Here is a 22,303-nt window from a genome sequence, read left to right as displayed (position 1 = left end):
CAAGGAATCGCAAAATCTTTGTCCTGTCTGGCAGGAGATGAGCTCGTCGCAGCTCTGTCTGTTCGTATGCAGGTTTCACCGTCCAGCCCGGCATTAGGCCTCGGATCCGACGCCCGTTCAACGGGTAAAGGCGACCGAGGCCACGCATACCCGTCGCCCCTGACCACGCCGAACCTCGGCGTCGCCTCGCAGCCGTCCGCTCTCCAGGCGCTGAAGCTCCCGCACAGTAACGTCGCCGTAACCCGACCCGCCTCGTCTACGTCGCATGCTCCGCGCGCCCACCCCGCCAGCATCCACCGGCTCCTGGAAGGTCGCAGCGATCTCGACCCTGAGCTGACGTTCCGAAGGTCGCAGATGGGGTCGGAATCGGACATTACGAAGCTGCCTGAAAGCAGCCGCTTCCGTCCGATGGCACCGACGGGAGCGTCCTTGGCCGACTCAGCCGAGCCTGCGGATCACCGGCGGCTTCCAGGAACCGTCGAGAATGCCCTGCTTGCCCCAATAGGCTCGGATGCGAGAAATTGGCGTTCGGGGCGGGTAGACGCTACGACCGGCGCCCGGGAAGGCCGGGCACGCAACCACGCCACGAACCCCGAGCTCCGCGGCAATCGCCTCACCGACGGGACCGATATTGCCTTCGGCCGTCGTGTCGAAGGTCGAACAGTATTTGAAGACGATCTGACGACAGCCCTGCTGCCGGAGCCAGGCGAGAGCCGCGAGGGATTGCTCCACTGCCTCTCCGGCAGGGATCGACCTGCTCTTCAGTGCAACCACACCCGCCTGGCATCCAGGATCGGCGGGCCGCGACGGTACACCGAGAAATTGCGTTGTTGCGAGGCCTGGGGCCCCCCCGCCACCCTTGGCGAGGGTGTTCGCGATGTCACTCGCGCCGGTGAAGTCGTCCGCGATGACGCCGATAAGCATGTCGCACTCATCCGTAGTTTGCTGAACGGATTGGCCGAGGGGCTCAGGCCGCTCGACCCGCTTCCCGGGTAGCGACCGTCAAACCGATCACGCCATGCTTCGCGATCAACTCAGCAACGAGGCCGATGTCGACTGCTGCCTCCACGAAGGCGCGGAGATAGTCGATAGCAATACCGGATACCTTCGGCGTTCCGATCGCCTGCTGCACGGACATGAAGCGGCCCGTAAGCAGTTTTGATCCAGACAGCCGGGCCTGCTCCTCGATCAGCTTTTGGCGAAGACAGGCCAGAGCATCGAGTTTGCCGTCGATGAACAACCTGTAGGTCTCCTCGAAGCCATTGCCCCAGACCATCTCGGCCTCGTGGACGTTGCGCTCGAGCCAAAGGCCGTAGGCGGTACGCGCCGCGGCCGCGATCCGGTGGCCCTTCCGATCGACTTCCGAGATCTCCCGGAGGGTGGATCCCGGCGGCAGCAGATAGGTCGCCTCAATCTCGGCATAAGCCGAGGTGAAGTCGATCACGGCAGCACGTTGCGGCTCGGCTGCGACCAGACCGATGTCCCACTCATCGCGCTCGGCCGCATCGGCGAGCTTGCCCGGGTTCTCGTAGGAGACGTATTCCAGCGGCAGGTCGAGGCAGGCGGCCATGGCCGCCACCATGTCCGGGGACACCCCGGCCGGACCGCCGTCGGGCGTCCGGCTGGAAACGAGCAGGAAGTTCGAGAGGTTGATCCCAGCCCGGAGCTTGCCGTGCCGCGAGAGAGCCGCGCGGACCTCCATCGGAGCAGGCCCGAGCTTGGCCTTCAGGCTCTCCACTGCCGCGGACATCTCAGGCGGCCTTCAGCGTCTCGGCGACGAGCTGGCCGAAGCGCTTCGTGCCGGTCTTGCCGCCGAGGTCCGGGGTGCGGGATACCGGATCGGTTAAGACCTCGTCGATCGCCTTGTCGATGGCGTGGAAAGCCTGTTCGAACACGGGCAGACCACGCTTCTCGCCCAGCCACTGCAAGAGCATGCCGCAGGATAGGATCATCGAGACCGGATTCGCCTTGTCCTTGTTCTGGATGTCCGGTGCCGACCCGTGCTGGGCCTGAGCGCAGCAATGGGTGTCGCTCGCCATCATCGAACCCGCCAGGCCGAGGCTCCCAGAGAGCTCGCTGGCCAGATCGGAGATGATGTCGCCGTAGAAGTTGGTCGCGCAGATGACGTCGAACCGCTCGGGATTGCGCACCAGATGCGCGGTGGAGGCGTCGATTAGCAAGTCATCGAGCTGCACCTGGGGGAATTCCAGCGCCACCTTGCGCACTTCACGCAGGAACAGGCCATCGGTCTGATGGAAGCTGTTGACCTTGTGGACGGCAGTGACCTTGTTGCGGCGCTTGGCAGCGAGCTCGAAGGCGCGCCGGGCGATGCGGTTCGAGCAGTGGGCGGTGATCTTGCGGAGCGAGATCGCCATATCCGGCGACGGCATCAGCTCGGCCCAGCCCAGATGCATGTTGCGGTCGGGATAGAAGCCTTCGGTCGCCTCGCGCATGATAACGAGGTCCATCGTCTTGCCGGGCTTCATGTTGGATTCGATGAAGGGGCGTGTGCGCGCAGGGCGGACGTTGGCGTAAAGGTCGAGTCCGATCCGGAAGCCCGCCGAGACGTTGCGGCCACCCTTCTCCGGCGCCGGATAATCAGCATGGGACTGGGTGCCCAGGATTACCCCGTCGTAATCGGCGCGGGCCTTGTCCAGCACGCTTTCGCGCAGCGTGGTACCGTGCTTCTCGAGGCTCTTGAACCCGACATCATCGTAGTCGAAGGCGAGGTCGAGGCCGAACTTGTCGCTGGCGACCTCCAGAACTCCGATCGACGCGGCCACGATTTCCGGCCCGATGCCGTCACATGGCAAGACAAGAATCTTCATGGTATTTCCTCAGTTTCGGGCCCAGGCCTTGGAATTGGCTATTGCATCGTCTAAAACCAATCATCGGTCAAGATGGCTTTAGCCAATTTGGATCGCTATAGACGTACAAGCCCAACACCACGGTCACACGCCCCGCGCATGGCAAGCAGCCCCCTCGCCCTTCGTATCGCCAACGACATCGTCGCCCAGATCGGCATGGGTGAGCTCGAGCCCGGCTCACATCTGGCGACGGAGGCGCTGGCAGCACGCTTCGAAGTCTCGCGCTCGCCCGTTCGGGAAGCGCTATCGCTTCTGTCCAGTAAAGGACTGATCGAAAGCCGCCGGAATCGTGGCTTCTTCGTTCTCCCAAGCCCCTCCGGAAACCGCGCGAGCGCGATCGAGCCACTGGTTCCGGCCGTCGATGAGCCCTATTACCTTTTCGCAGAGGATTGGCTGCACGACAGGATCAGCGCAGACCAGACAGAGCAGGCAATCCGGGATCGGTACGGCCTTTCGCGCGCCCAGGCCCAGGAACTTCTGCTGAGAGCCGCGAGAGAAGGATGGGCCGAGCCCAAGCCGGGCTACGGCTGGAAGCTGCGTCAGGTCGCCAAGACAGCCGAAGCCTTTGAAGCGATCTACCGGTTTCGTGCCGTCATCGAACCGGCAGCCCTATTGGAACCGACCTTCTGCTTCGATAAGCGCTCTGCCGCGGCTCTCCGGAAGACCCAGGAGCGACTTGCGTCCGGTAAGCTCGAAGGAATGGCCCCGGCAGCGATGACCGCCGCAGGGGCCGAGTTTCACGAGGCGATCATCCGGATGTCGAACAATCCGATGTTCTTCCAGGCCCTGGAACGGGCAAACCAGTTGCGCCGCCTGGCGGAGTATCGCCTGAAAGTCGATCCTAAGCGCATTTCGCTGCAAAGCCTCGAGCACCTTCAGATCCTCGACCTCCTTGCCCGCGGCGACAATCTTGAAGCCGCGCATCTGATGCGGCGACACCTGAGCGGCGCCCTGGCATCCAAGTCGCCGGTCATTCACCCGCGGCACGAGCCGAGTTAGAGCCAACCCCACCTCCCTCCCGCCCCCATACAACCCGGTTTCCGAGGCCAGACGAACTACGCACGAAGTCAGTTGGTTTTAGATATTGCTAAAACCAATCTTGCTGCTAAGTTGCCCCGACAACAACAACCATGCGGGAGGCTTCAGCATGATCAATCGCCGCCAATTCGTTCTCGGCTCCGCGGCTGGTGTGAGCGCACTGAGCTTCGGGTACTCCGCCGGGGCTCAAACGATCCCCACCGGCTATCCGGCCGATTACAAGAACGTCGTCGAGAAGGCGAAAGCCGAGGGCGCGGTGTCGATCTACACATCGACCGACGATGTGCAGGGGCGCCCGCTGGTCGAGGCCTTCAAGGCCGCCTTCCCCGGCATCCGCGTCGACTACAACGACATCGGCACCAACGGCGCCTACAACCGCGTGATCTCCGAAGCCGCCGCCAAGCAGGTCGGCTCCGACGTCGTCTGGACGTCCGCGATGGATCTCCAAATGGTGCTCGTGCAGCGTGGTCTGGCTGAAGCCTACAAGTCTCCGGAGACCGGGAAGCTGCCGGACTGGGCGAATTTCAACGACACGCTCTACGGCACGACGGCCGAGCCGGTCGGGATCCTATACAACAAGGCGCAGACGGCATCGCTGAAATTGCCGAAGACGCGCGTCGAGTTGCTCGCCTTCATGAAGGACAACAAGGACGCGCTGAAGGGCAAGCTCGCGACCTTCGATCCCGAGAAGAGCGGGACCGGGTTCCTGTTCTTCAACAACGACGCGAAGACGCGGTCCGACACGTTCGATCTCGTCCGGGCCTTCGGCGCCGCCGACGGCAAGATCTACGGCAGCTCGGGTGCGATGCGGGAGAAGATCGTCTCCGGAGAGCACGTCTTCGCCTTCAACATCATCGCCTCCTACGCCATCGAATGGGCGGCAAAGAACCCGGCACTCGGCTACATCCTGACCTCGGACTATACGGCGGCCTTCTCGCGCGTGGCGAATATCTCGAAGGGCGCTCCCCATCCCAACGCGGCCCGCGTCTTCCTTGACTTCCTTCTCTCGCCCGCCGGGCAGTCCGCGCTGGCGGCCAACGGGGCGCCGTCGATCCGCACCGACGTCACCAGCGGCCTCAACCTCGCCAAGCTCAACGAGATGGCGAACGGCAATCTGAAGCCGATCCCGATCACGACCGCCTTGCTGGAAGCCACGGAGCCGAAGAACCGCGCTGAATTCTTCCGCCGCTGGAAGGAGGCGCTGCGCGGCTGAGCCGCGCAGTTCCCGGAGCCGTCATCATGTCACTCGCTGCACAAGCGCCGCGCTATAGGGCCACCGTCATCCTGGCCCTGTTCGCGATGGTCGCGGCTCCGGCCGTCCTGATCATCTACCAGAGCTTCCTGAATGCGCCGTTCTTCGACGAAGCCGCCCGGCCGAGTCTCGAAGCCTACGAGTTCATCCTCACCGATCCCGAGTTCTACCGGGCGCTCTGGACGACCACGCTCTACGCCTTCGGCATGGTGCTCGTCGCCGTGCCGCTGGGCGGAATCCTGGCCTTCCTGATCACGCGGACGGATCTGAAGGGGCGCGGCTGGCTCGAGCCTCTCGTGCTCGTGCCGATGTTCCTGTCCTCGATCGTGCTCGCCTTCGGCTACACGGTCGCGATCGGACCGTCCGGCTTCGTCACGATCGCGTTCAAGAGCATCTTCGGATCGGCGCCGTGGAGCATCTACACGCTGCCGGGCATCATCCTGATCGGTGGCCTCAGCCACGTCCCGACCGTCTATCTCTATGTCGCCTCGGCGATGCGGCGGCTCCCCAGCGATCTTGAGGAAGCCGCACGCACGGCAGGCGCCAGCGTCTGGCGCGTCTCGCTCGATGTCACCCTGCCGATGGTTCTGCCGGCGCTGGTCTTCAGCGCGGCGCTGAACCTGCTGCTGGGCTTCGAGACCTTCGGTATCCCGCTCGTCCTCGGCGATCCCAACGGCATCCTGGTGCTCACGACCTATATCTACAAGGTCAACACCATCTTCGGCGCGCCGACCTACCAGGTGATGGCTGCGGTCACCGTCTTCCTGATCCTGATCACGCTGCCCCTCGTCTTCATCCAGCGCAGGCTGCTGCGCCATGCCCGTCGTTTCGCGGCCGTCGGTGGCAAGGGTGCGCGCACCAACCTGCTGAAACTCGGTCGGGCCGGACAGATCATCGCGCTCTCGATCATCGGCATCGGGCTTATCGTCTCGGTCTTCCTCCCCGTCGGCGGCGTGATCCTGCGTGCATTCGTCGAGAATTGGGGTGAAGGCATCCGCATCACCGAGCAACTGACGCTCGACAACTTCAGGCGCATCTTCGAGCTGCCCAGCCTCTCGCGCGGCATCATCAACACGATCCTGCTCGCAGCGGTCGGCGGAGCCGTTGCCGTCGGCTTCTATCTGATGGTCGGCCTTGCCGGTCACCGCAACCACGGCAAGACCGGCACGCTGCTGGATTACTCCGTACTGATCCCGCGCGCCTTGCCAGGGCTGATCGTCGGCCTCGCCTTCTTCTGGCTGTTCCTGTTCGTGCCGTTCCTCGTGCCGCTGCGCACGACGCTGTTCAGCCTGCTCATCGCCTACATCATCGTCGGCCTGTCCTACGGGCTGCGTATCATCCAGGCGACCCTCTTGCAGGTCGCTCCTGAGCTCGAAGAGTCGGCGCGTACCGCCGGCGCCACCACCTTCAGGACCTGGCGCGACGTCGTGATCCCGCTGGTCAGGCCCGGTCTCGCCGGTGCTTGGGCGATGATCATGATCGTCTTCCTCCGGGAGTATGCAACCGGCGTCTATCTGATGAGCTCCGGGACCGAGGTCATTGGCTCGCTGATGGTCTCCCTTCTGACATCGGGCGCGATGGACCAGATCGCCGCGCTCTCCTTCATCTCGATCGTGCTGACCGCAGTCGGGCTCACGCTCGCCCTGCGCCTCGGAGCAAAGATCCATGACTGACCTCGTCGTCGACAACGTCCAGAAGTGGCTGGGTGGCCTTCAAATCCTCTCCGGCGCCAGCTTCACCGCACAGAAGGGCCGCATCGTCGCGCTGCTCGGCGCCTCGGGCAGCGGGAAGACCACGCTACTGCGCTGTATCGCTGGGCTGGAGCAGCCGGAGATCGGCCGGATCTCCATCGGCGGCACGCCGGTGCTGGATGACAAGGCGGGCATCGCCCTGCCCCCAGAACAGCGCAAGATCGGGTTGGTGTTTCAGTCCTACGCACTCTGGCCGCACCGGTCCGTATTCGACAACGTCGCCTACGGACTGAAGCTCCGGAAGCTGCCCCAGAGTGAGATCAAGGCGAAGGTTGAGGCCATCCTCGACAAGCTAGGCCTTGCCCATCTTGCCGCGCGCTATCCAGACCAGCTCTCCGGCGGCCAGCAGCAGCGTGTCGCGATCTGCCGGGCCCTCGTCTACGAACCCAAGGTCCTGCTACTCGACGAGCCGCTCTCCAATCTCGATGCAAAGCTGCGCGAGGAAGCGCGGTTCTGGATCCGCAAGCTGATCCTGGAACTCGAAATCTGCGCGATCATGGTGACGCATGATCAGGCCGAGGCTCTCGCCATCGCCGACCAGGTGCTTCTCCTGAAGGGTGGAAGCATCGTGCAGTCCGGCAGCCCGCGCGAAATCTATGGCAAGCCGGAGACGTTCTACGCCGCCGATTTCATGGGCGCGAACAACGTCCTCGCAGGCAAGCTCATCCGTGACGCCGGCAAGTCTGATGCGATCGACTGTGCCGGGCTGTCTCTCGCTGGCATCTGGAAGGACAGGGAGCCCCCGGCCGATCCTGCCTCGGTCAAAGCCGTCATCAGGATGGAGGCGATCTCGGTCACGGCGGATGCCGTTCAGGACAGTGCTCCGTTCGATGTCGAGGGCTGCATCTATCTCGGCGAGAAATGGGAGTACCGCCTGAAGCGCGGGGACCTGCGCCTGCGCGCCCAGGGCCATGACGAACTCCCCGGCCCAGTCGCCCACTGCCGGATCCCGGCCTCGGCAACCTGGCTGTTCAACCCGTGAAGTTCGCTCGATGATCAAGCGCACCCGTATCGCCCTGATCCATGCCACCACGGTGGCCCTCGATCCGATCGCGCAGTCGTTCCGAGACCTCTGGCCGGAAGCGGAGCCGCTCGGCGTTCTCGACGACGGGCTGGCTATCGATCGCGCCGCAGCGGGGGCATTGACGGAGGAACTCTCCAACCGCATCGGAGCGCTCGCCGCCTACGGCGCCTCGACTGGCGCACGGGCGATCCTCTTCACGTGCTCGGCCTTCGGCACGGCGATCGAGGCGGCGGCCCGAGCCCTGCCGATCCCGGTGCTCAAGCCGAACGAGGCGATGTTCGAGGAAGCACTCGGCTTCGGTGACGACATCGGCATGGTCGCGACCTTCGGACCCGCGATCGCCGGGATGGAGGAGGAATTCTTCGAGGAAGCGAAGCGGATCAGACCGACCGCCCGGATCAGGACGCACCTTGCCGCCGGGGCGATCGAGGCCCTGCGCGGCGGTGACGCGGAAACGCACAACCGCCGTGTCGCGGAGGGCGCGGCCGAGCTCGGGCAATGCGACGCCCTTCTGCTCGCGCACTTCTCGACGTCGAGGGCACTCGCGGCGTGCGAGGCAGCGACCTCCCGTCCCGTCCTGTCATCGCCCGATGCCGCTGTCCGGAAACTCCGGCGCCTGCTGGAGAACTGAAGAACGAAGCTCGCGAAGCCGAGCCGTACCCAGGGAGGCCTAAATGACAATGACGGCGGCCGGAGCCAGAACAATCCTTGCGGGTATCCTCTTATGCGCAGGATTCGCGCCTATCTGTGCGCAGGCGTTCCCGGAGCGGCCGATCACGATGATCGTCCCCTTCGCGGCCGGCGGCGCCGCCGATGCAACTGGTCGGATTCTCGCCGAGGGCATGGGCAAGGCGCTCGGCAAGGCCGTCATCATCGAGAATGCAGGCGGCGCGGGCGGAGCAACGGGCACGGCTCGCGTCAAGAATGCTCAGCCTGACGGATATACCATTGGGTTGGGGCACACGGGCACACTCGCCGCGGCGGTAACCGTGATGCCAAGATTGCCACATAACCCGCGGTCGGATTTCGCGTATCTCGGCATCGTTGCGGCGACCCCGAACATCATCTTTGTTCGCAAGGACTTCCCTGCGAGCGATCTGAAAGAATTCATCGCTGTCGCCAGGCAGAAGAAAGATCAGTTGACCTTTGGCCATTCCGGAAACGGAGCAGCCTCTCACATGACGTGCCTTCAGTTTTTCGGCCTGATCCAGGCACCTCCGACCTATGTGCCATATCGTGGTTTCGGCCTGACGATCAACGACATCATTGCAGGCAAGATCGACGGGTCCTGTGATCTGGTCGCTTCGGTTGCCGGGCAGGTCCAGTCGGGGCTGGTAAAAGCTTTCGTGGTGGCCGCGAGGGATCGCTCACAGACACTGCCTGAGGTTCCAACGGCTGCGGAAGCGGGCCTGCCCGAATTCGTGTCGGAGACTTGGACCGGGCTCTTCGCACCGAAGAATACGCCCAAGCCGATCGTGGATATCCTTGAGAAGGCCATCGCAACCGCGCTCAACGACCCCGAGGTCGCGAAGCGATTGTCCACCATTGGCGCGCGCGTACCGAATGCGGACGAACGCGGCGGGTCAACGATGCAGAAGCTCGTAAACTCGGAAATCGACCGCTGGGCCGAGATCCTCAACAAGGCGGGCTTCAAGCCCGATTAGGCGACGTGGACGACGCAGTCGGAACTCAACATTGGACACCGTTCGAGGTCGGAGGGGAGACGATCCTCCACCTCGATTGCGCATCTTTACTCGGGCCGGACTACGGCCGGCTGCCGCATGTACTGCGCATCCTGTTCGAAAACGCCATGCGGACGGCTCCGGCGGCGGAAACGCGCCATCTGCCGGAGGTATTCCGGGAGTGGCTGGCCGAAGGCACAAGCCTCGAGGAGATTCCGTTTCTCCCGAACCGCATCATGATGCATGATACGACCTGCGGCCCGGCCCTGGTCGACATCGCCGCGATGCGCGACGTGCTGAGCGAACACGGCCGTGACCCCGACCTTCTGATGCCTCGGATTCCGGTCGACGTCTCGACCGATCACTCCTCGGGCGTCGACTTCTTCGGTCGCGCCGACGCTTTCCAGCGCAACCTCGAGAAAGAGTTCGCGCGAAACGCCGAACGCTATCGGCTGATGAAATGGGCGTCCGCGGCAATGCCCGGAATCCGCGTCCATCCGCCAGGTTCCGGCATCATGCACACGATCAACCTGGAGCGCCTGTCGCGCGTGGTCGTCCAGGAGACACGGGGCGGCCGGCACTACGCCTATCCCGACGCGCTGATCGGAACTGACAGCCATACCCCGACCGTCAACGGCCTCGGGGTACTCGGCTGGGGCGTCGGCGGCCTCGAGGCCGAGGGCGCACTGTTCGGCGTGCCCGTAGTGCTGCGTATCCCGGACGTGATCGGGGTGTGCCTGACCGGACGGCTGCGCAGCGGCGTGATGGCCACCGACCTGGCGCTCGAGGTCACCCGTGCCCTCCGCGAGATCGGCGTCACCGGGGACTTCGTCGAGTTCCACGGTCCCGGCGTCGCGACGTTATCGGTCGGCGAACGCGCTGCCATCGCCAACATGGCGCCGGAATACGGTGCATCGACAGGATATTTTCCGATCGACGCGGCCTCGCTGGCGTATCTCGCCAAGATCGGCCGCTCGGCCGCCGATTACCGGCTGGTTGAAACCTATGCGAAGGCAGCCGGGCTCTGGTTTGATCCAGGCGCCAAGTTGCGCTTTACCCGCGATCTCGAAATTGATCTCGACGCCATCGAGGCGAGCGTAGCTGGGCCACGACGCCCACAGGACCGACACGCCGCAGGCGATACCAGGGGCTGCTTCGACCCGCCCTTGGCCGCCGGCGACGATCCGGTCCCAGACGGCGCGGTCGTGATCGCCGCTATCACGAGCTGTACCAACACCTCGGACGCCAGCATGCTGGCTGCGGCAGGCGTTCTCGCTGGCAAGGCGCGGGCTCTGGGGCTTCGCCCCAAAGCCTACGTGAAGACCTCGCTCGCACCGGGATCGCCGACGGCCGAGCGTTTCCTGCGCCGTGCAGGGCTGATGCCTAACCTCGAGGAACTCGGCTTCGGCATCGTCGGCTATGGTTGTACCACCTGTATCGGGAACTCCGGTGCCCTGCCGGATGTGGTGCGGGCCGAACTCGGGCGCCCCGGATTCCGCCCGGTCGCCGTTCTGTCTGGCAACCGCAACTTCCCGGGCCGTGTCCACCCAGACCTCGAATACGGCTTCCTTGCCTCGCCCCCGCTCGTGATCGCCTTCGCGCTGGCCGGGTCGGTGGATATCGACATTGCCCGCGAGCCGATCGGCGTCGCGTCTGATGGCCAGCCAGTGATGCTGCACGATCTCTGGCCGACAGGTGCGGAGATCGACGCTGCCGTCGCAAGCGGTTGGGACGTCGGAGATTTCGACGCCGCCTACCGCGAGGCCGCGAAACGTCCGCTCTGGGTCGAACTCGACGCGCCCACGGGGCCACGCTTCCCTTGGGATCAGTCCTCCACCTATCTGCGTAGGCCGCCCTTCGTGCGGCCGACCGGATTGCCGATGTCCCAAGGACCTGCCCGCGCCCTGCTTGTGCTGGGCGACGATGTCACGACCGACCACATCTCGCCCGCCAACCAGATCCGAGCAGACAGCGCTGCCGGGCGCCACATCGTCGAGCGCGGTGGCGATCCCGCCGATCTCAACGTCTACGCGTCGCGGCGCGGCAACTTCGAGGTGATGGTGCGCGGCGCCTTCACGAACCGTCTGGCGATCAACCGGCTCGTCCCGGAAGCGCCCGCCGGGATGACGCGACACGAACCCTCGGGTGAAGTGGTGACGTTGACCGAGGCCGCCGAGCGTTATCACCGCGAGGGCACGCCGCTGTTGCTGTTCGCCGGGGAGCGCTACGGCATGGGTTCGTCACGCGACTGGGCCGCCAAGGCCGTCGCCCTGCTTGGCGTGCGCGCGGTCATCGCGGCGAGCATCGAGCGCATCCACCGCACGAACCTGATCGGCATGGGCGTGCTGCCACTCCTGTTGCCGGAGGGTGTCTCTCCAAGCTCGCTCGAAATTGCGTCGACGGACGTTTTCGAGATCGACCTGTCCCCGGACGGGTTGACCCCACGCTGCGACGTGCCATTCGTCATCGTGAGGGCAGACAGCCGCAGGGAGCGCTTCGTCTTGCGAGCCGGGATCGAGACCTCCCTCGAGGTCACTCTCCTCAAGTCCGGCGGGTTGATCCCGCACGTTCTGTCGGGACTGCTGGACGAGGCAGAGCTGGCGAAGGGACCGGCATGAGCATGGCGATGGCACTGCCCGAGGGGGCCTGTGACTGCCACGTCCACATCTTCGGCCCGCCGGAGCGCTATCCCTTAGCTCGGGATCGGGTCTACACCCCCGGTACGGCGGACGAGCAGATGCTGCTGGCTCTGCATCGCCGCCTGGGCATCGATCGGGTGGTGCTGGTTCAGCCCAGCCCCTACGGCTTCGACAACGCCCGCATGCTGGCCGCCCTCAACCGCCTGGGCGAGCGTGCCCGCGCCGTGGCAGTTTTGTCCCCCGGCGTCCCGGAACGGGATCTGGCCGCAATGAAGGCGAAGGGCGTCTCCGGCCTACGGCTCAATGTCGACACCGGGGGTGTCGTCGATCCAGACGCAATCTGGGCAGCGCTCGCCACCGAATCCGAACGCTGCGCACGCATGGGCTGGCACACACAGATCCTGACCCGCCTTTCGGTGATCGACGCGCTCAAGTCACGCATGGGTACCCTGCCCGCGCCCCTCGTCGTCGACCATTTCGGACGCCCGGATATCGACGGCCCTATTGAGCAACCCGGCTTCCCGGCCCTGTTGCGTCTGCTCGGCACTGGCAAGGTCTGGGTCAAGCTATCCTCGATCGGACGCCTGTGCGGGCCGCGACCGCAGGATCGGATCGCCCCCTTTATCCGGGCGCTCGTCGATACCCGCCCCGACCGACTGGTCTGGGGCTCGGACTGGCCGCATACCGGCGGCGGCCGCGGCAACCGGTCGATCGATAAAGTCGAGCCGTTCTCCGAGGTCGATGACGAGGCCTCGCTGGCGGCCCTGTCGGACGCAATCGGCGATCGCGCTACGCTCCAGCGCATCCTCGTCGACAATCCCGCACGACTTTATGGATTCCAGCAATGACCAAGCCATTCGACACGCCGCCGGAACTCGCCAGCGCCGATCTCGACCTCGTCATCTGCGGCTTCCCCGGCAAATCCGCCTGCCATGGCGGCCTGGGCTGGAGCACCGTGGCTATGCTCAGGCATGGCGACCGGATCGCGCTGGTCGACGCCGGCAATTTCGGGATGCGCAAGCTGATCCTCGAACAGCTCGGCCAGCGTGGGCTGAAACCCGGCCAGGTCACCGACCTGCTGCTGACGCACTCGCACTACGACCATTCGGTGAACTGGACGCTGTTCCGGGACGCACGGATCGTGGTCGGCGCCGTCGAGCTGGACTGGGCGCTCCACGAGCCCTGGGGCGAAACTCCGGTTCCCGAGCTCTATGTACGCGCCCTGTCCGACTGGCCGACCTGCGAGAAGGTAGCCGATGGGGCCGAAGTGTTCCCGGGAATGACCGCGCATCTTGCGCCGGGGCATACGCCCGGCTGCTTGGTCTTCCACTGGCGGACGCCGACACGGGACATCATCTTCACCGGCGATGCTGCGAAGAACCGCGCGGAGTTGGTCTCACGGGACACCGATATGACCTACAACGCCGCAATCAGCCGCGCCTCGATCGAGATGATATGGGAACGCTGGCAGGCCCGTCCCGCCACAGTCGTCGTCCCTGGCCATGACCTGCCGATGGTCCTCGTCGACGGCAAGCCACACTACCTCGGCAAGCGCAAGGCATCGATCCGGGCCTGGTTCGGCGACGATATGACCACGCTGACCGAGCTGGATCTGGCGGCCACACGAACTGGCTGAACCTACAACCAAACACCTGCCACAGAACGACGGACCGACACGATGACCGCGCGCGCAGACTGGAATGCCGACCTCTATCTCCGGTTCGAGGACGAGCGCACGAGGCCTTCCGCTCCTCCCAGCCCATGGGAAACGACGCGGAAAACTCTACCTCAAAGCGATCCAGTTTTAAGGGCTCAGATCAGTTGGCAGGACAAGACCGGGCGGATCAAACCCGGCTAGAGCCCGGAGTTTCCGCAGCTGGCCCTTAGGCGACTCTGGAAACGTCCTCTTTCCGGCAATCTAGGTCGTGCCCCCATAAACCGAAAGCGTCCGAGATGGGCGGATAGTCGAACTCCCCTATCAGCCTATGGGCATGTGTTTCGCAGCGGCGAGCATCCCTCGACGAGGAGCCCGCCGCTTCGAGATCGGCTGCTAGTCTAGTCCTTGGCTTTGGTCAGCGCGTGCTGAATGACCTGATTGTCCGCGCTCGTCAGTTGCTCCAGTCCGAGCTGGAAGGTGAGTTTGTCGAGCTTCCCGGAGAAGCGGAACGGCACCTGGTAGTCTTTGTCCTCAACGGGTGTACGGGTGTCGACGCCCACGTCGAAGGTTTCATCGATCGTCATGAGGAATGGGATGGTGTGCGCGATCTTTTGGTTGGCGACCTCCCTGTCGTCGACCTTGAGCACGCCGGTGCCCCCCTTACCGAAGCCGGGTCCATCGTATTTGAAATCGAACACGATGGTATGCTTGCCCGGCGCGAGCGCCTGCTGGCCTTCCCAGCGGAACCGCTCCAGATCCAGCATGTTGTAGAGGAACACCGGCTTGCCCTTGAGCACGTAGAGGCCATAGCCGCCGAAGCGCCCGCCCAAGGTAACGAGCATACCTTCGGCGCCGCCCTGCGGAATTTCCACCGCGGCTGTTATGCTGTAGGACTTGTTCAGGATGCTCGGCGCGTTGCTCTCGGGAATGCCCGGCAGTACACCAGAATAGGTGAAGGTGGTCTTGCCGGCCGTGGCGCTCGGTCGCGCAGCGATGATGCGTGACAAGACGGAGTTGTCGAGAGGGAAGACATTGTACTTCGTCGCTTCGACAAGGAATAGATCCTTCATCTCGCGCAGCTTGTCAGGCATCCTGCTGGCGAGGTCGTTGCTTTCCGAATAGTCGTCGACAATGTTGTAAAGCTCCCAGTTATAGCCGTTGACGACGTCTTCGGGCAGCTTGGCGGTGCCCAGGAGCCAGGGCGCCGCCGGCGGCGTTGTGGCCGCGATCCAGCCGTCGTGATAGATCGCGCGGTTGGCGAACATCTCGAAATACTGCGTCGTTCGCGCGGACGGCACGTTGGCGCTCGATTTGTCGAAGGTGTAGCTCATGCTGACGCCTTCAATCGGCTTTTGCGCGATGCCGTTGACCATCACTGGCGCGGGGATGCCGGTTGCCTCAAGGATGGTCGGCACGATGTCGATCATATGGTGGAACTGACTGCGGATGCCGCCTGCATCCTTGATACGGTTCGGCCAGCAGATCGCCATGCCCTGGCGGGTGCCGCCGAAATGCGACGCGACCTCCTTCGTCCACTTGAATGGCGTGTCGAAGGCCCATGCCCAAGCCACCGCCATGTGAGGATAGGTCGCTGCCGAGCCCCAGGCGTCATACGCCTTCAACTGATCGGCGATCGGAAGATCCAATATGCCGTTGTAAGCGGTATATTGGTTCGGAGTGCCGCGTGTGGTGCCTTCCGGACTCGTTCCGTTGTCACCGCTGATATAGATGATGAGGGTGTTGTCGAGCTTGCCTTCATCCTGGACTTCCTGGATGACGCGCCCGATTTCGTGGTCAGTATAGGCGACATAGCCGGCGAACACTTCAGCCTGCCTTGCAAACAGCTTCTTCTCGTCGGCCGTCAACATCTCCCATTTCTGCAACTCGTCCGGCCAGGCCGTGAGCTGCGTGTTGGCGGGGATGACGCCAAGCCGCTTCTGGTTGGCGAAAATCTGGTCGCGCAGCGCGTTCCAGCCCATGTCGAATTTGCCCTTGAACTTGTCGATCCATTCCTTCGTCGGCTGGTGAGGCGAATGGGTGCCGCCGGGCACGTAGTAGAGGAAGAACGGCTTGTCGGGTGCGGCGGCATTGAGGCGCCGCATATGGTCGATGGCCTCATCCGCCAGATCGGTCGTGAGATTGTACCCTGGCTTGCCGACCCACGGGAAAATCGGGGTCATGTTCTGATACAGATTCGGGGTCCATTGGTCGGTCTCGCCGCCCATGAAGCCGTAGAAATAGTCGAAGCCCATGCCGATCGGCCACTGATCGAACGGCCCGGCCGCGCTGTATTGATAGCTGGGTGTGTTGTGGTTCTTGCCGAACCACGATGTCGCGTAGCCGTTCTGCTTGAGGATGGTGCCGATGGTGGCGTTTTCCACGCCGATCACGGAATCATATCCGGGATAGCCGGTCGATTGCTCCGAGATGATGCCGAAGCCCACCGAGTGGTGGTTGCGTCCGGTGATCAGAGCCGCCCGCGTCGGCGAGCACAGCGCAGTCGAGTGGAACTGCGTATATCGCAGCCCCATCTGCGCGATGCGGTCCATCGCCGGCGTTGGGATGACGCCGCCGAATGTGCCGGAGACACCGTAGCCCTGATCGTCGGTCATGATCAGGAGGATGTTGGGGGCGCCTTTGGGCGGCACCACCTGCGCCGGCCAATAAGGCTTGGACTTCGACGCCTCAAGGTTGATGGTGCCCCCAAAGGCAGGCGGCGGCGGTGGAAGATATTTTCCATCGATCGTCGTGGTGGCGCCAGGCGAGCCCAGCGTACCGGTGATCTGCTGGGCGCCCGCCGGGGCGCAGGCCATGACAAGAAAGGTCGTTGCGTAGAGTGCCAGCGCTTTGGTCTTCATCACGGTCTCTCCCCACCTCACGCAATTTGCGTGCAGTCGCGACCGCCACCCCAGCACTTTTACTTTTGGTCACCTTTATGTCGCGAGTAAGTCGACCCGCGTGCCTGCCGGGAGCGGACGTCGCCAGGTCGACGAAGCGGTCGATCGCGCGCAACAGGTGCTTAGAACAGGGCCTCCTGTGCCGCCGGCCGCCCATCAATCAACCTGCCCTCCAACCCAAGGAGGAGTGAATCAGGACTTCAACCCCGCAGCAACGCCGACTTCTTCAACACAATCGGTCGAGAGCGTTGATCAGGCGTTCGCTCGGAACCTGACGCTGCCGAGCTTGCAGCAAAGCGGACCTGGCCATGGTCTGAGAGGGGCCACTCGTCCGACCTTTGGACGGTACGCCGCGAATGTCGCACCGGGGCCGGGAACGGAAGTCAGGCGAACCCATTGCAAATGTCTGCTTCCGTGCAAGGCGCCAATGTCTGCAACTGGCGCTTCAATGCCGGAGGTCGGCTCCAATCCGGAGCAGTTGCACTCACGAGAAGGCAACCGTGCGCCGAGGATCAGCGCGAGATTGCCTCGGGCCCCATCCTCTTGCACTGGATATGCGGGTATCCGCTCTGGCAGTGTCGATCGGCGAGCCTGTGATGAATCTGAAGCATTATGAAGCGTTCTACTGGATCGGCCGCCTGGGCAGCTTCCACGCTGCCGCGCGCCAACTCGGCGTGTCTCAGGCTGCGATCTCGGCGCGCGTCAGGGAGGCGGAAGAAGGGCTAGGGCTGCCCCTGTTCGAGCGGGTCGGGCGCGGCGTCGTCCTGACCCCGAAGGGGCAGGAGCTTCTGCCCTATGCGGCCCAGTTCGTTGCGCTCGCCTCCGAGGTCCAGCAGCGCATCGGCACGCGCGACGCGATTTCGGGCCGCATCCGCTTCGGGGCGACCAGCATCCATGCGATGACCTGGCTTCCGAGCCTGGTCGATCGCATCGCACGCTCCCATCCCGGCCTCGTGCTGGAGGTCGCGGTCGATTCGAGTGAGACCCTGCGCGCCGGGCTGGAGCGCGGCCAACTCGATGTCGCCGTCGTCGCCGGCCCGCTCGATGGCAGCCGGCTGTTCAGCGTCTCGGTCGGAGCGGTCTCCAATATCTGGGTCGCCCATCCGCGCCTCAACCTGCCGATGCGTCCCCTCGCTGCGCGCGAGCTGGCGGCATGGCCGATCATCTCCGACCGGCCGGGGACGCTGTTGCACACCCTGATGCTGGACTGGTTCCGGCAGGACGGCGCCGAGCCGCACCGCAATCACAGCGCTTCCCATCTGCCGGTACGCCTGCATCTCGCCAGGGCCGGACTCGGCGTCGCGCTGGTCTCCCAATCGGCCGCCGAGCAAGATCTCGCGGCCGGCCATCTCGTGCGGATCGAAACCGCGCAGCCGGCTCCGAACCTGTCCTATTCGCTCGCCTGCGCCATCGCACCCCCGTCCCTGCCGATGCGCGTCGTCATCGACGCGGCCGCCAGCTTCATCGCCCAGAAGGGCGATCTCAACATGTATTACGCTGCGGCAGGACAGGCCGAGACGGAGACAGTGGAACCATCGATCGCGCCAGAAAAGGTGATCGATGTTTGAAAATCAAAATCTATCAATCAATGCATTTTTTATAATTTCCGAAAAGTATTATTGACTAGTCTTCGAACTGTGACAGACTGCCTTCGTTCGCTGATCGACGAGGTACTGCCGTGGCTCGACTGAACCGACGTCAAATCCTGACAATGCTTTCGCTTGCGGCTTCCGGCCTGCCGGCGCGCCTGTCCGCCCAGGAGCGGAATGCCGTCATCGAAGGCGCGAAGCGGGAGGGCCGGGTCAATTTCGCGAATTCGGCCTCCGCGCCCAACTTTCCGCAATTCATCCAGGCCTTCATGGCCCGCTATCCCTTCATCGATGCGACCACCGGGCTCTATTCGGCGCCGGCCGGGCGCGTGCTGGCGCGGGTCGATGCCGAACTCAAGGCGCGTGCGCTCACCTTCGACGTACTGCATGTCGCCAATCTCGCGCCCTATCTCGCGATGTCGCAGCGTGGGCAATTGCTGGGCTATCGCTCGCCGGAGCTCGATGCCTATCCGCCGGAAGCCTCCGATCGCGATCAATGGGCGATCGCGCGGATCGTCGGCGTCATCATGGCCTATAACCGCAATATCCTGCCGGCGGAGAAGGCGCCCAAGGCCTGGGCCGACCTGCTGAACCCGGAATTCAAGGGCCGCAAGCTCGTCATCCAGGATTCGGCTGCGGGCACCAGTTTCAACCAGATGTATCTGCTGGAGAAGCGACTCGGTGCCGATTTCATGCGGCGCTGGGGCCAGCAGGAGCCCGTCATCGTTTCCACCGCGGCCCAGCTCATCGACATGCTGGTGCGAGGCGAGGCGCTGGTCGGCGCCACGGTCGATCATTTCCGCGCCTTCGAGCCCGATGCGGTCAAGGCGGGCATCGTCGGGGTCTATCCCAGCGAGGGCATGCCGCTCGCCACCGCCCCGGTCGCGATCTTCAAGGACGCGCCGAACCCGAACGCGGCGCGCCTGCTGGTCGACTTCACCCTCTCCGCCGAGGGGCAGACCTTGCTCAATACCGAGATCTTCAAGGTCTATTCGATGCGGCGCGGCGTTGCCGCGCCCGCCGGGCAGATGCCGCTCGACCAGACGAAGCCGATGCTGCCACAGGACCTGCAGGACTACGAGCGCGCTTCGCGCCGCTTCCCGGAAACCTTCGATCGCAATTTCAAGGCCTGAACCTTGCCCGCCCCTCCGTCACAGAAGGCCGGCCGTGTCCGACGCGGCGCCGGGCAAGAGCGGCTGCTTGCCGTCGCTCTCTCGGCGATCGTCGCCGTCATGGTGTTGGTGCCGCTCGTTGCGGTCGTCGTCGGTGCCTTCGGCGACGAGGACGGCTTTACCGTCACCGCGCTTGCCGATGTCCTTGCCTCGAGCCGCGTGCTCGGCAACACGTTGATGGTCGGCCTCGGCACGACGATCCTGGCCACGGGGCTGGGCGGGATCCTCGCGGTCATCCTGGTACGGACCGACACGCCTTGGCGCGGCGGGCTGGAGCAGCTCGTGCTGCTGCCGCTCTACATCACGCCGCTGCTGACCGCCGTGGCATGGTCCTGGCTCGGTTCGCCGCGCGGCGGGCTCATCAACCTGCTGGCGCAGAGTGGGCTCGGCCTGTCCGGATCACTCGTCAATCTGCATTCGGCTGGAGGCGTCGTCGCCGTCGCGGCGCTGGCCTATGCCCCGCTGCCGTTCCTGCTGATCTCGGGCGCGCTGCGCGGCATGGACCCCGCGTTGGAGGAAAGCGCCCGCGTCCATGGCGCCTCGATCGCCGCCGCCTTCCGGCGCGTGACGGTGCCGCTGGCCTTGCCGGCATTGCTCGGCAGTGCGCTTCTCGTTTTCGTCCAGTCGCTCGGCCTGTTCAGCGTTCCCGCCGTGCTGGGGATGCCGGCAGGCTTCTATGTCGCGGGGACCGAGATCTACCGGCTGCTCAACAGCTATCCCCCGCGCGTCTCGCAGGCGGCCGGCTGGGGCCTGCTCCTGCTCATCGTCACGGCGGCGCTCGTCGCCCTGCAGGCGGCGATCCTGAAGCGCCGCTCCTATGTCACCATCACCGGCAAGGCCTTCCGCCCGCGCATCGTGCAGGTCGGCCGCTGGCGGCCTGTGCTGCTCGGGGTCGTGCTGCTCTATGTGCTGGCGGCCGTCGTCCTGCCCGTCGCGACCCTGTGCTGGGCTGCGCTGGTCAATTTCATCACGGTCGATCCGAAGCTGATGAGCTTCGACCTGCGCCATTTCGCCTATGTGCTGTTCACCTATCCGAAGACGCTCCTGGCGGCGCGCAACAGCCTCGTCCTCGGCCTGCTCACCGCGACAATCATCTGCACGCTCGGCCTCGCCATGGCCTGGGTGATCGTGCGTTCGCGCGGCACGGCGGCGCGCTTTCTCGATCAGGTCGGAATGATGCCGCTGGCGATCCCTCCGATCGTGCTCGCGCTCGGCCTGCTCTGGAGCTATGTCGGCCTGAACTGGCTGCCGATCTATGGCACGATCGGCATCCTGCTGCTGGCTTACGTGACGCATTACCTGCCCTTCGGCCTGCGTGCACTGTCGAGCGCGGTCCGTCAGCTCCATCCCGAGCTCGAGGATGCGGCGCGCGTCTCGGGTGCCAGCCTGCTCGGCACCCTCAGGCGCATCGTCCTGCCGCTGACCCGGCCGACGCTGGTCGCGACCTGGACATTGCTCTTCATCCTGTCGCTGCAGGAGATCTCCTCCTCGATCCTGCTCTACACGGCCCCGAGCACCGTGCTTTCCGTCGCTGTCTTCGACCTCTGGGAGGCGGGCAACGTCAACGCGCTCGCCGCCCTCAGCGTCATGCAGCTCCTCGTCACCTTCGCCGCCCTCGCCGTCGTGGCGCGGCTTCGTCAGAAGGCGGTCGCCGCGTGAGCCCTGCATTCGTCAGCGTCGAGGATCTCGTCATCGCCTATGGCGACGTGCGCGCGGTCGACAAGGTGAGCTTCGGCATCGCCGCCGGCGAGCAGGTGACGCTACTCGGCCCCTCCGGCTGCGGCAAGACCACGACGCTACGCGCCGTCGCCGGGCTGGAGCGGCCACGAGACGGGCGCATCCTCATAGACGGCAAGCCGGCCTTCGACGGCGGCGCCGGCATCGATGCACCGCCGGAGAAGCGCAACCTGTCGATGGTGTTCCAGTCCTACGCCATCTGGCCGCATATGACGGTCTTCGAGAACGTCGCCTTCCCCTTCCGGGTCCGCGGACGCCCCGCTGCCGAACTCAAGCCCGCCGTCGACAAGGCACTGGAGCTGGTCGATCTCGCCCGCTTCGCCGACCGGCCCGCCACCATGCTGTCCGGCGGGCAACAGCAGCGCGTGGCGCTGGCGCGTGCCGTCGCCTTCGGCACCCAGCTGGTACTGCTCGACGAGCCGCTGTCGAATCTCGACGCTCAACTCAGGCTGCAGATGCGCGACGAACTCGCCGATCTGCGCAAGCGGCTCGGCTTCACCGCGCTCTACGTCACCCATGATCAGGAGGAGGCGTTCTCGCTCTCCGACTTCGTCGTGGTGATGCGCGGCGGGCGCATCGAGCAGGCCGGCCGGCCGCAGGAGATCTACCGCAATCCACGGACCCGCTTCGTCGCCGAGTTCCTGGGCGTGCGCAACATCGTCTCCTGCCAGCTGACCAGCGGCAGCGACGAGGTCCGCCTCGAAGACGGAACCGTGTTGCGCGGGCGCGATGTAGAGCCCGGAGCCGCGCCCGAAGCGCCCGCCATCGCGTTCCGGCCAGGCGATGTCCATCTCGACGACCAGCCCGGTCCCGGACTGGGCGGCAGCGGCGTCGTCACGCGCTCGCTCTTCGTCGGTGACGTCCAGCACGTCTTCCTCAGATCTGGCCCAGTGGGGCTCTGCGCCCATGTCCGCCCGCGGCCGGGCCTTGAGGAAGGCAAAACCCTGTTCTGGCGCGTGGCGCCTGAAGATTGCCTGATCCTGCGCCAGTGAGACACG

At 64.7% G+C, this 22,303-nt stretch carries 16 protein-coding genes and 1 pseudogene; 13 read left to right on the top strand and 4 right to left on the bottom strand.

The features are described from left to right. Window positions 1-537: 537 nt before the first annotated feature. The 3 genes and pseudogenes from AC1DE3_RS10550 to AC1DE3_RS10540 all read right to left on the bottom strand — a co-directional run. Window positions 538-924: pseudogene (locus tag AC1DE3_RS10550) on the bottom strand (four-carbon acid sugar kinase family protein); the annotation flags it as partial. Between the two features lie 43 nt (window positions 925-967). Beyond that, the gene (locus AC1DE3_RS10545; RefSeq protein ID WP_476852351.1) at window positions 968-1,750 is read right to left on the bottom strand and encodes a transporter substrate-binding domain-containing protein; all 783 of its coding nucleotides are present in this window, start codon (window positions 1,748-1,750) and stop codon (window positions 968-970) included. A gap of 1 nt (window position 1,751) precedes the next feature. Continuing rightward, the gene (locus AC1DE3_RS10540) at window positions 1,752-2,828 is read right to left on the bottom strand and encodes an isocitrate/isopropylmalate dehydrogenase family protein (protein WP_476852350.1); all 1,077 of its coding nucleotides are present in this window, start codon (window positions 2,826-2,828) and stop codon (window positions 1,752-1,754) included. A 138-nt stretch (window positions 2,829-2,966) separates the two neighbouring features. On the opposite strand from AC1DE3_RS10540, the gene AC1DE3_RS10535 reads away from it, so the two are divergent. The 9 genes from AC1DE3_RS10535 (at window position 2,967) to AC1DE3_RS10495 (ending at window position 13,889) form a co-directional block, all read left to right on the top strand. Beyond that, the gene (locus tag AC1DE3_RS10535; RefSeq protein WP_476852356.1) at window positions 2,967-3,866 is read left to right on the top strand and encodes a GntR family transcriptional regulator; all 900 of its coding nucleotides are present in this window, start codon (window positions 2,967-2,969) and stop codon (window positions 3,864-3,866) included. Between the two features lie 148 nt (window positions 3,867-4,014). Beyond that, window positions 4,015-5,118: an ABC transporter substrate-binding protein gene (locus tag AC1DE3_RS10530; RefSeq protein WP_476795291.1), complete on the top strand. Its 1,104-nt coding sequence runs from the start codon at window positions 4,015-4,017 to the stop codon at window positions 5,116-5,118. A 26-nt stretch (window positions 5,119-5,144) separates the two neighbouring features. Beyond that, window positions 5,145-6,830 carry an ABC transporter permease gene (locus tag AC1DE3_RS10525; protein WP_476852349.1) on the top strand — a complete coding sequence of 562 codons (1,686 nt, stop codon included), beginning with the start codon at window positions 5,145-5,147 and terminating at the stop codon, window positions 6,828-6,830. Then, window positions 6,823-7,890, top strand: coding sequence for an ABC transporter ATP-binding protein (locus AC1DE3_RS10520; RefSeq protein WP_476852348.1), 1,068 nt, complete (start codon window positions 6,823-6,825; stop codon window positions 7,888-7,890). Before AC1DE3_RS10525 ends, AC1DE3_RS10520 begins: the two co-directional genes overlap by 8 nt. A 10-nt stretch (window positions 7,891-7,900) precedes the next feature. Beyond that, window positions 7,901-8,563 (top strand): aspartate/glutamate racemase family protein, encoded by a 663-nt coding sequence (locus AC1DE3_RS10515; RefSeq protein WP_476852347.1) that lies wholly within the window; start codon window positions 7,901-7,903, stop codon window positions 8,561-8,563. Window positions 8,564-8,606: 43 nt separating this feature from the next. After that, complete coding sequence (locus AC1DE3_RS10510; RefSeq protein ID WP_476852346.1) at window positions 8,607-9,596, top strand: Bug family tripartite tricarboxylate transporter substrate binding protein; 990 nt, start codon at window positions 8,607-8,609, stop codon at window positions 9,594-9,596. Between the two features lie 5 nt (window positions 9,597-9,601). After that, window positions 9,602-12,232 carry an aconitate hydratase AcnA gene (acnA, locus tag AC1DE3_RS10505; RefSeq protein ID WP_476852345.1) on the top strand — a complete coding sequence of 877 codons (2,631 nt, stop codon included), beginning with the start codon at window positions 9,602-9,604 and terminating at the stop codon, window positions 12,230-12,232. Next, complete coding sequence (locus AC1DE3_RS10500) at window positions 12,229-13,101, top strand: amidohydrolase family protein (RefSeq protein ID WP_476852344.1); 873 nt, start codon at window positions 12,229-12,231, stop codon at window positions 13,099-13,101. Before acnA ends, AC1DE3_RS10500 begins: the two co-directional genes overlap by 4 nt. Beyond that, window positions 13,098-13,889 carry an MBL fold metallo-hydrolase gene (locus tag AC1DE3_RS10495; protein WP_476852343.1) on the top strand — a complete coding sequence of 264 codons (792 nt, stop codon included), beginning with the start codon at window positions 13,098-13,100 and terminating at the stop codon, window positions 13,887-13,889. Before AC1DE3_RS10500 ends, AC1DE3_RS10495 begins: the two co-directional genes overlap by 4 nt. A gap of 419 nt (window positions 13,890-14,308) precedes the next feature. Here AC1DE3_RS10495 and AC1DE3_RS10490 read toward each other — a convergent pair whose 3' ends face one another. Then, a complete protein-coding gene (locus tag AC1DE3_RS10490) occupies window positions 14,309-16,768 on the bottom strand; it encodes an arylsulfatase (protein ID WP_476852342.1) in 2,460 nt (819 codons plus the stop codon). A gap of 635 nt (window positions 16,769-17,403) precedes the next feature. Here AC1DE3_RS10490 and AC1DE3_RS10485 point away from each other — a divergent pair. From AC1DE3_RS10485 to AC1DE3_RS10470, 4 genes are all read left to right on the top strand, one after another. Next, complete coding sequence (locus AC1DE3_RS10485; RefSeq protein ID WP_476852341.1) at window positions 17,404-18,375, top strand: LysR family transcriptional regulator; 972 nt, start codon at window positions 17,404-17,406, stop codon at window positions 18,373-18,375. Between the two features lie 110 nt (window positions 18,376-18,485). Further along, window positions 18,486-19,529: an ABC transporter substrate-binding protein gene (locus AC1DE3_RS10480; RefSeq protein WP_476852340.1), complete on the top strand. Its 1,044-nt coding sequence runs from the start codon at window positions 18,486-18,488 to the stop codon at window positions 19,527-19,529. A 3-nt stretch (window positions 19,530-19,532) separates the two neighbouring features. Then, window positions 19,533-21,227 (top strand): ABC transporter permease, encoded by a 1,695-nt coding sequence (locus tag AC1DE3_RS10475; protein WP_476852339.1) that lies wholly within the window; start codon window positions 19,533-19,535, stop codon window positions 21,225-21,227. Further along, window positions 21,224-22,297 carry an ABC transporter ATP-binding protein gene (locus tag AC1DE3_RS10470; protein ID WP_476852338.1) on the top strand — a complete coding sequence of 358 codons (1,074 nt, stop codon included), beginning with the start codon at window positions 21,224-21,226 and terminating at the stop codon, window positions 22,295-22,297. Before AC1DE3_RS10475 ends, AC1DE3_RS10470 begins: the two co-directional genes overlap by 4 nt. Window positions 22,298-22,303: the final 6 nt, after the last annotated feature.

This window comes from Allobosea sp. 10L417 (assembly GCF_056395485.1).
Note: the sequence above shows the minus strand (reverse complement) of the source record. Positions and strands in the feature narration are given on the sequence as shown.

What these genes read in the sequence shown, in the direction of transcription:
- AC1DE3_RS10545 (WP_476852351.1), bottom strand. Translation starts at nt 1,750, where the DNA reads ATGTCCGCGGCAGTGGAGAGCCTGAAGGCCAAGCTCGGGCCTGCTCCG.
- AC1DE3_RS10540 (WP_476852350.1), bottom strand. Translation starts at nt 2,828, where the DNA reads ATGAAGATTCTTGTCTTGCCATGTGACGGCATCGGGCCGGAAATCGTG.
- AC1DE3_RS10535 (WP_476852356.1), top strand. Translation starts at nt 2,967, where the DNA reads ATGGCAAGCAGCCCCCTCGCCCTTCGTATCGCCAACGACATCGTCGCC.
- AC1DE3_RS10530 (WP_476795291.1), top strand. Translation starts at nt 4,015, where the DNA reads ATGATCAATCGCCGCCAATTCGTTCTCGGCTCCGCGGCTGGTGTGAGC.
- AC1DE3_RS10525 (WP_476852349.1), top strand. Translation starts at nt 5,145, where the DNA reads ATGTCACTCGCTGCACAAGCGCCGCGCTATAGGGCCACCGTCATCCTG.
- AC1DE3_RS10520 (WP_476852348.1), top strand. Translation starts at nt 6,823, where the DNA reads ATGACTGACCTCGTCGTCGACAACGTCCAGAAGTGGCTGGGTGGCCTT.
- AC1DE3_RS10515 (WP_476852347.1), top strand. Translation starts at nt 7,901, where the DNA reads ATGATCAAGCGCACCCGTATCGCCCTGATCCATGCCACCACGGTGGCC.
- AC1DE3_RS10510 (WP_476852346.1), top strand. Translation starts at nt 8,607, where the DNA reads ATGACAATGACGGCGGCCGGAGCCAGAACAATCCTTGCGGGTATCCTC.
- AC1DE3_RS10500 (WP_476852344.1), top strand. Translation starts at nt 12,229, where the DNA reads ATGAGCATGGCGATGGCACTGCCCGAGGGGGCCTGTGACTGCCACGTC.
- AC1DE3_RS10495 (WP_476852343.1), top strand. Translation starts at nt 13,098, where the DNA reads ATGACCAAGCCATTCGACACGCCGCCGGAACTCGCCAGCGCCGATCTC.
- AC1DE3_RS10490 (WP_476852342.1), bottom strand. Translation starts at nt 16,768, where the DNA reads ATGAAGACCAAAGCGCTGGCACTCTACGCAACGACCTTTCTTGTCATG.
- AC1DE3_RS10485 (WP_476852341.1), top strand. Translation starts at nt 17,404, where the DNA reads ATGAATCTGAAGCATTATGAAGCGTTCTACTGGATCGGCCGCCTGGGC.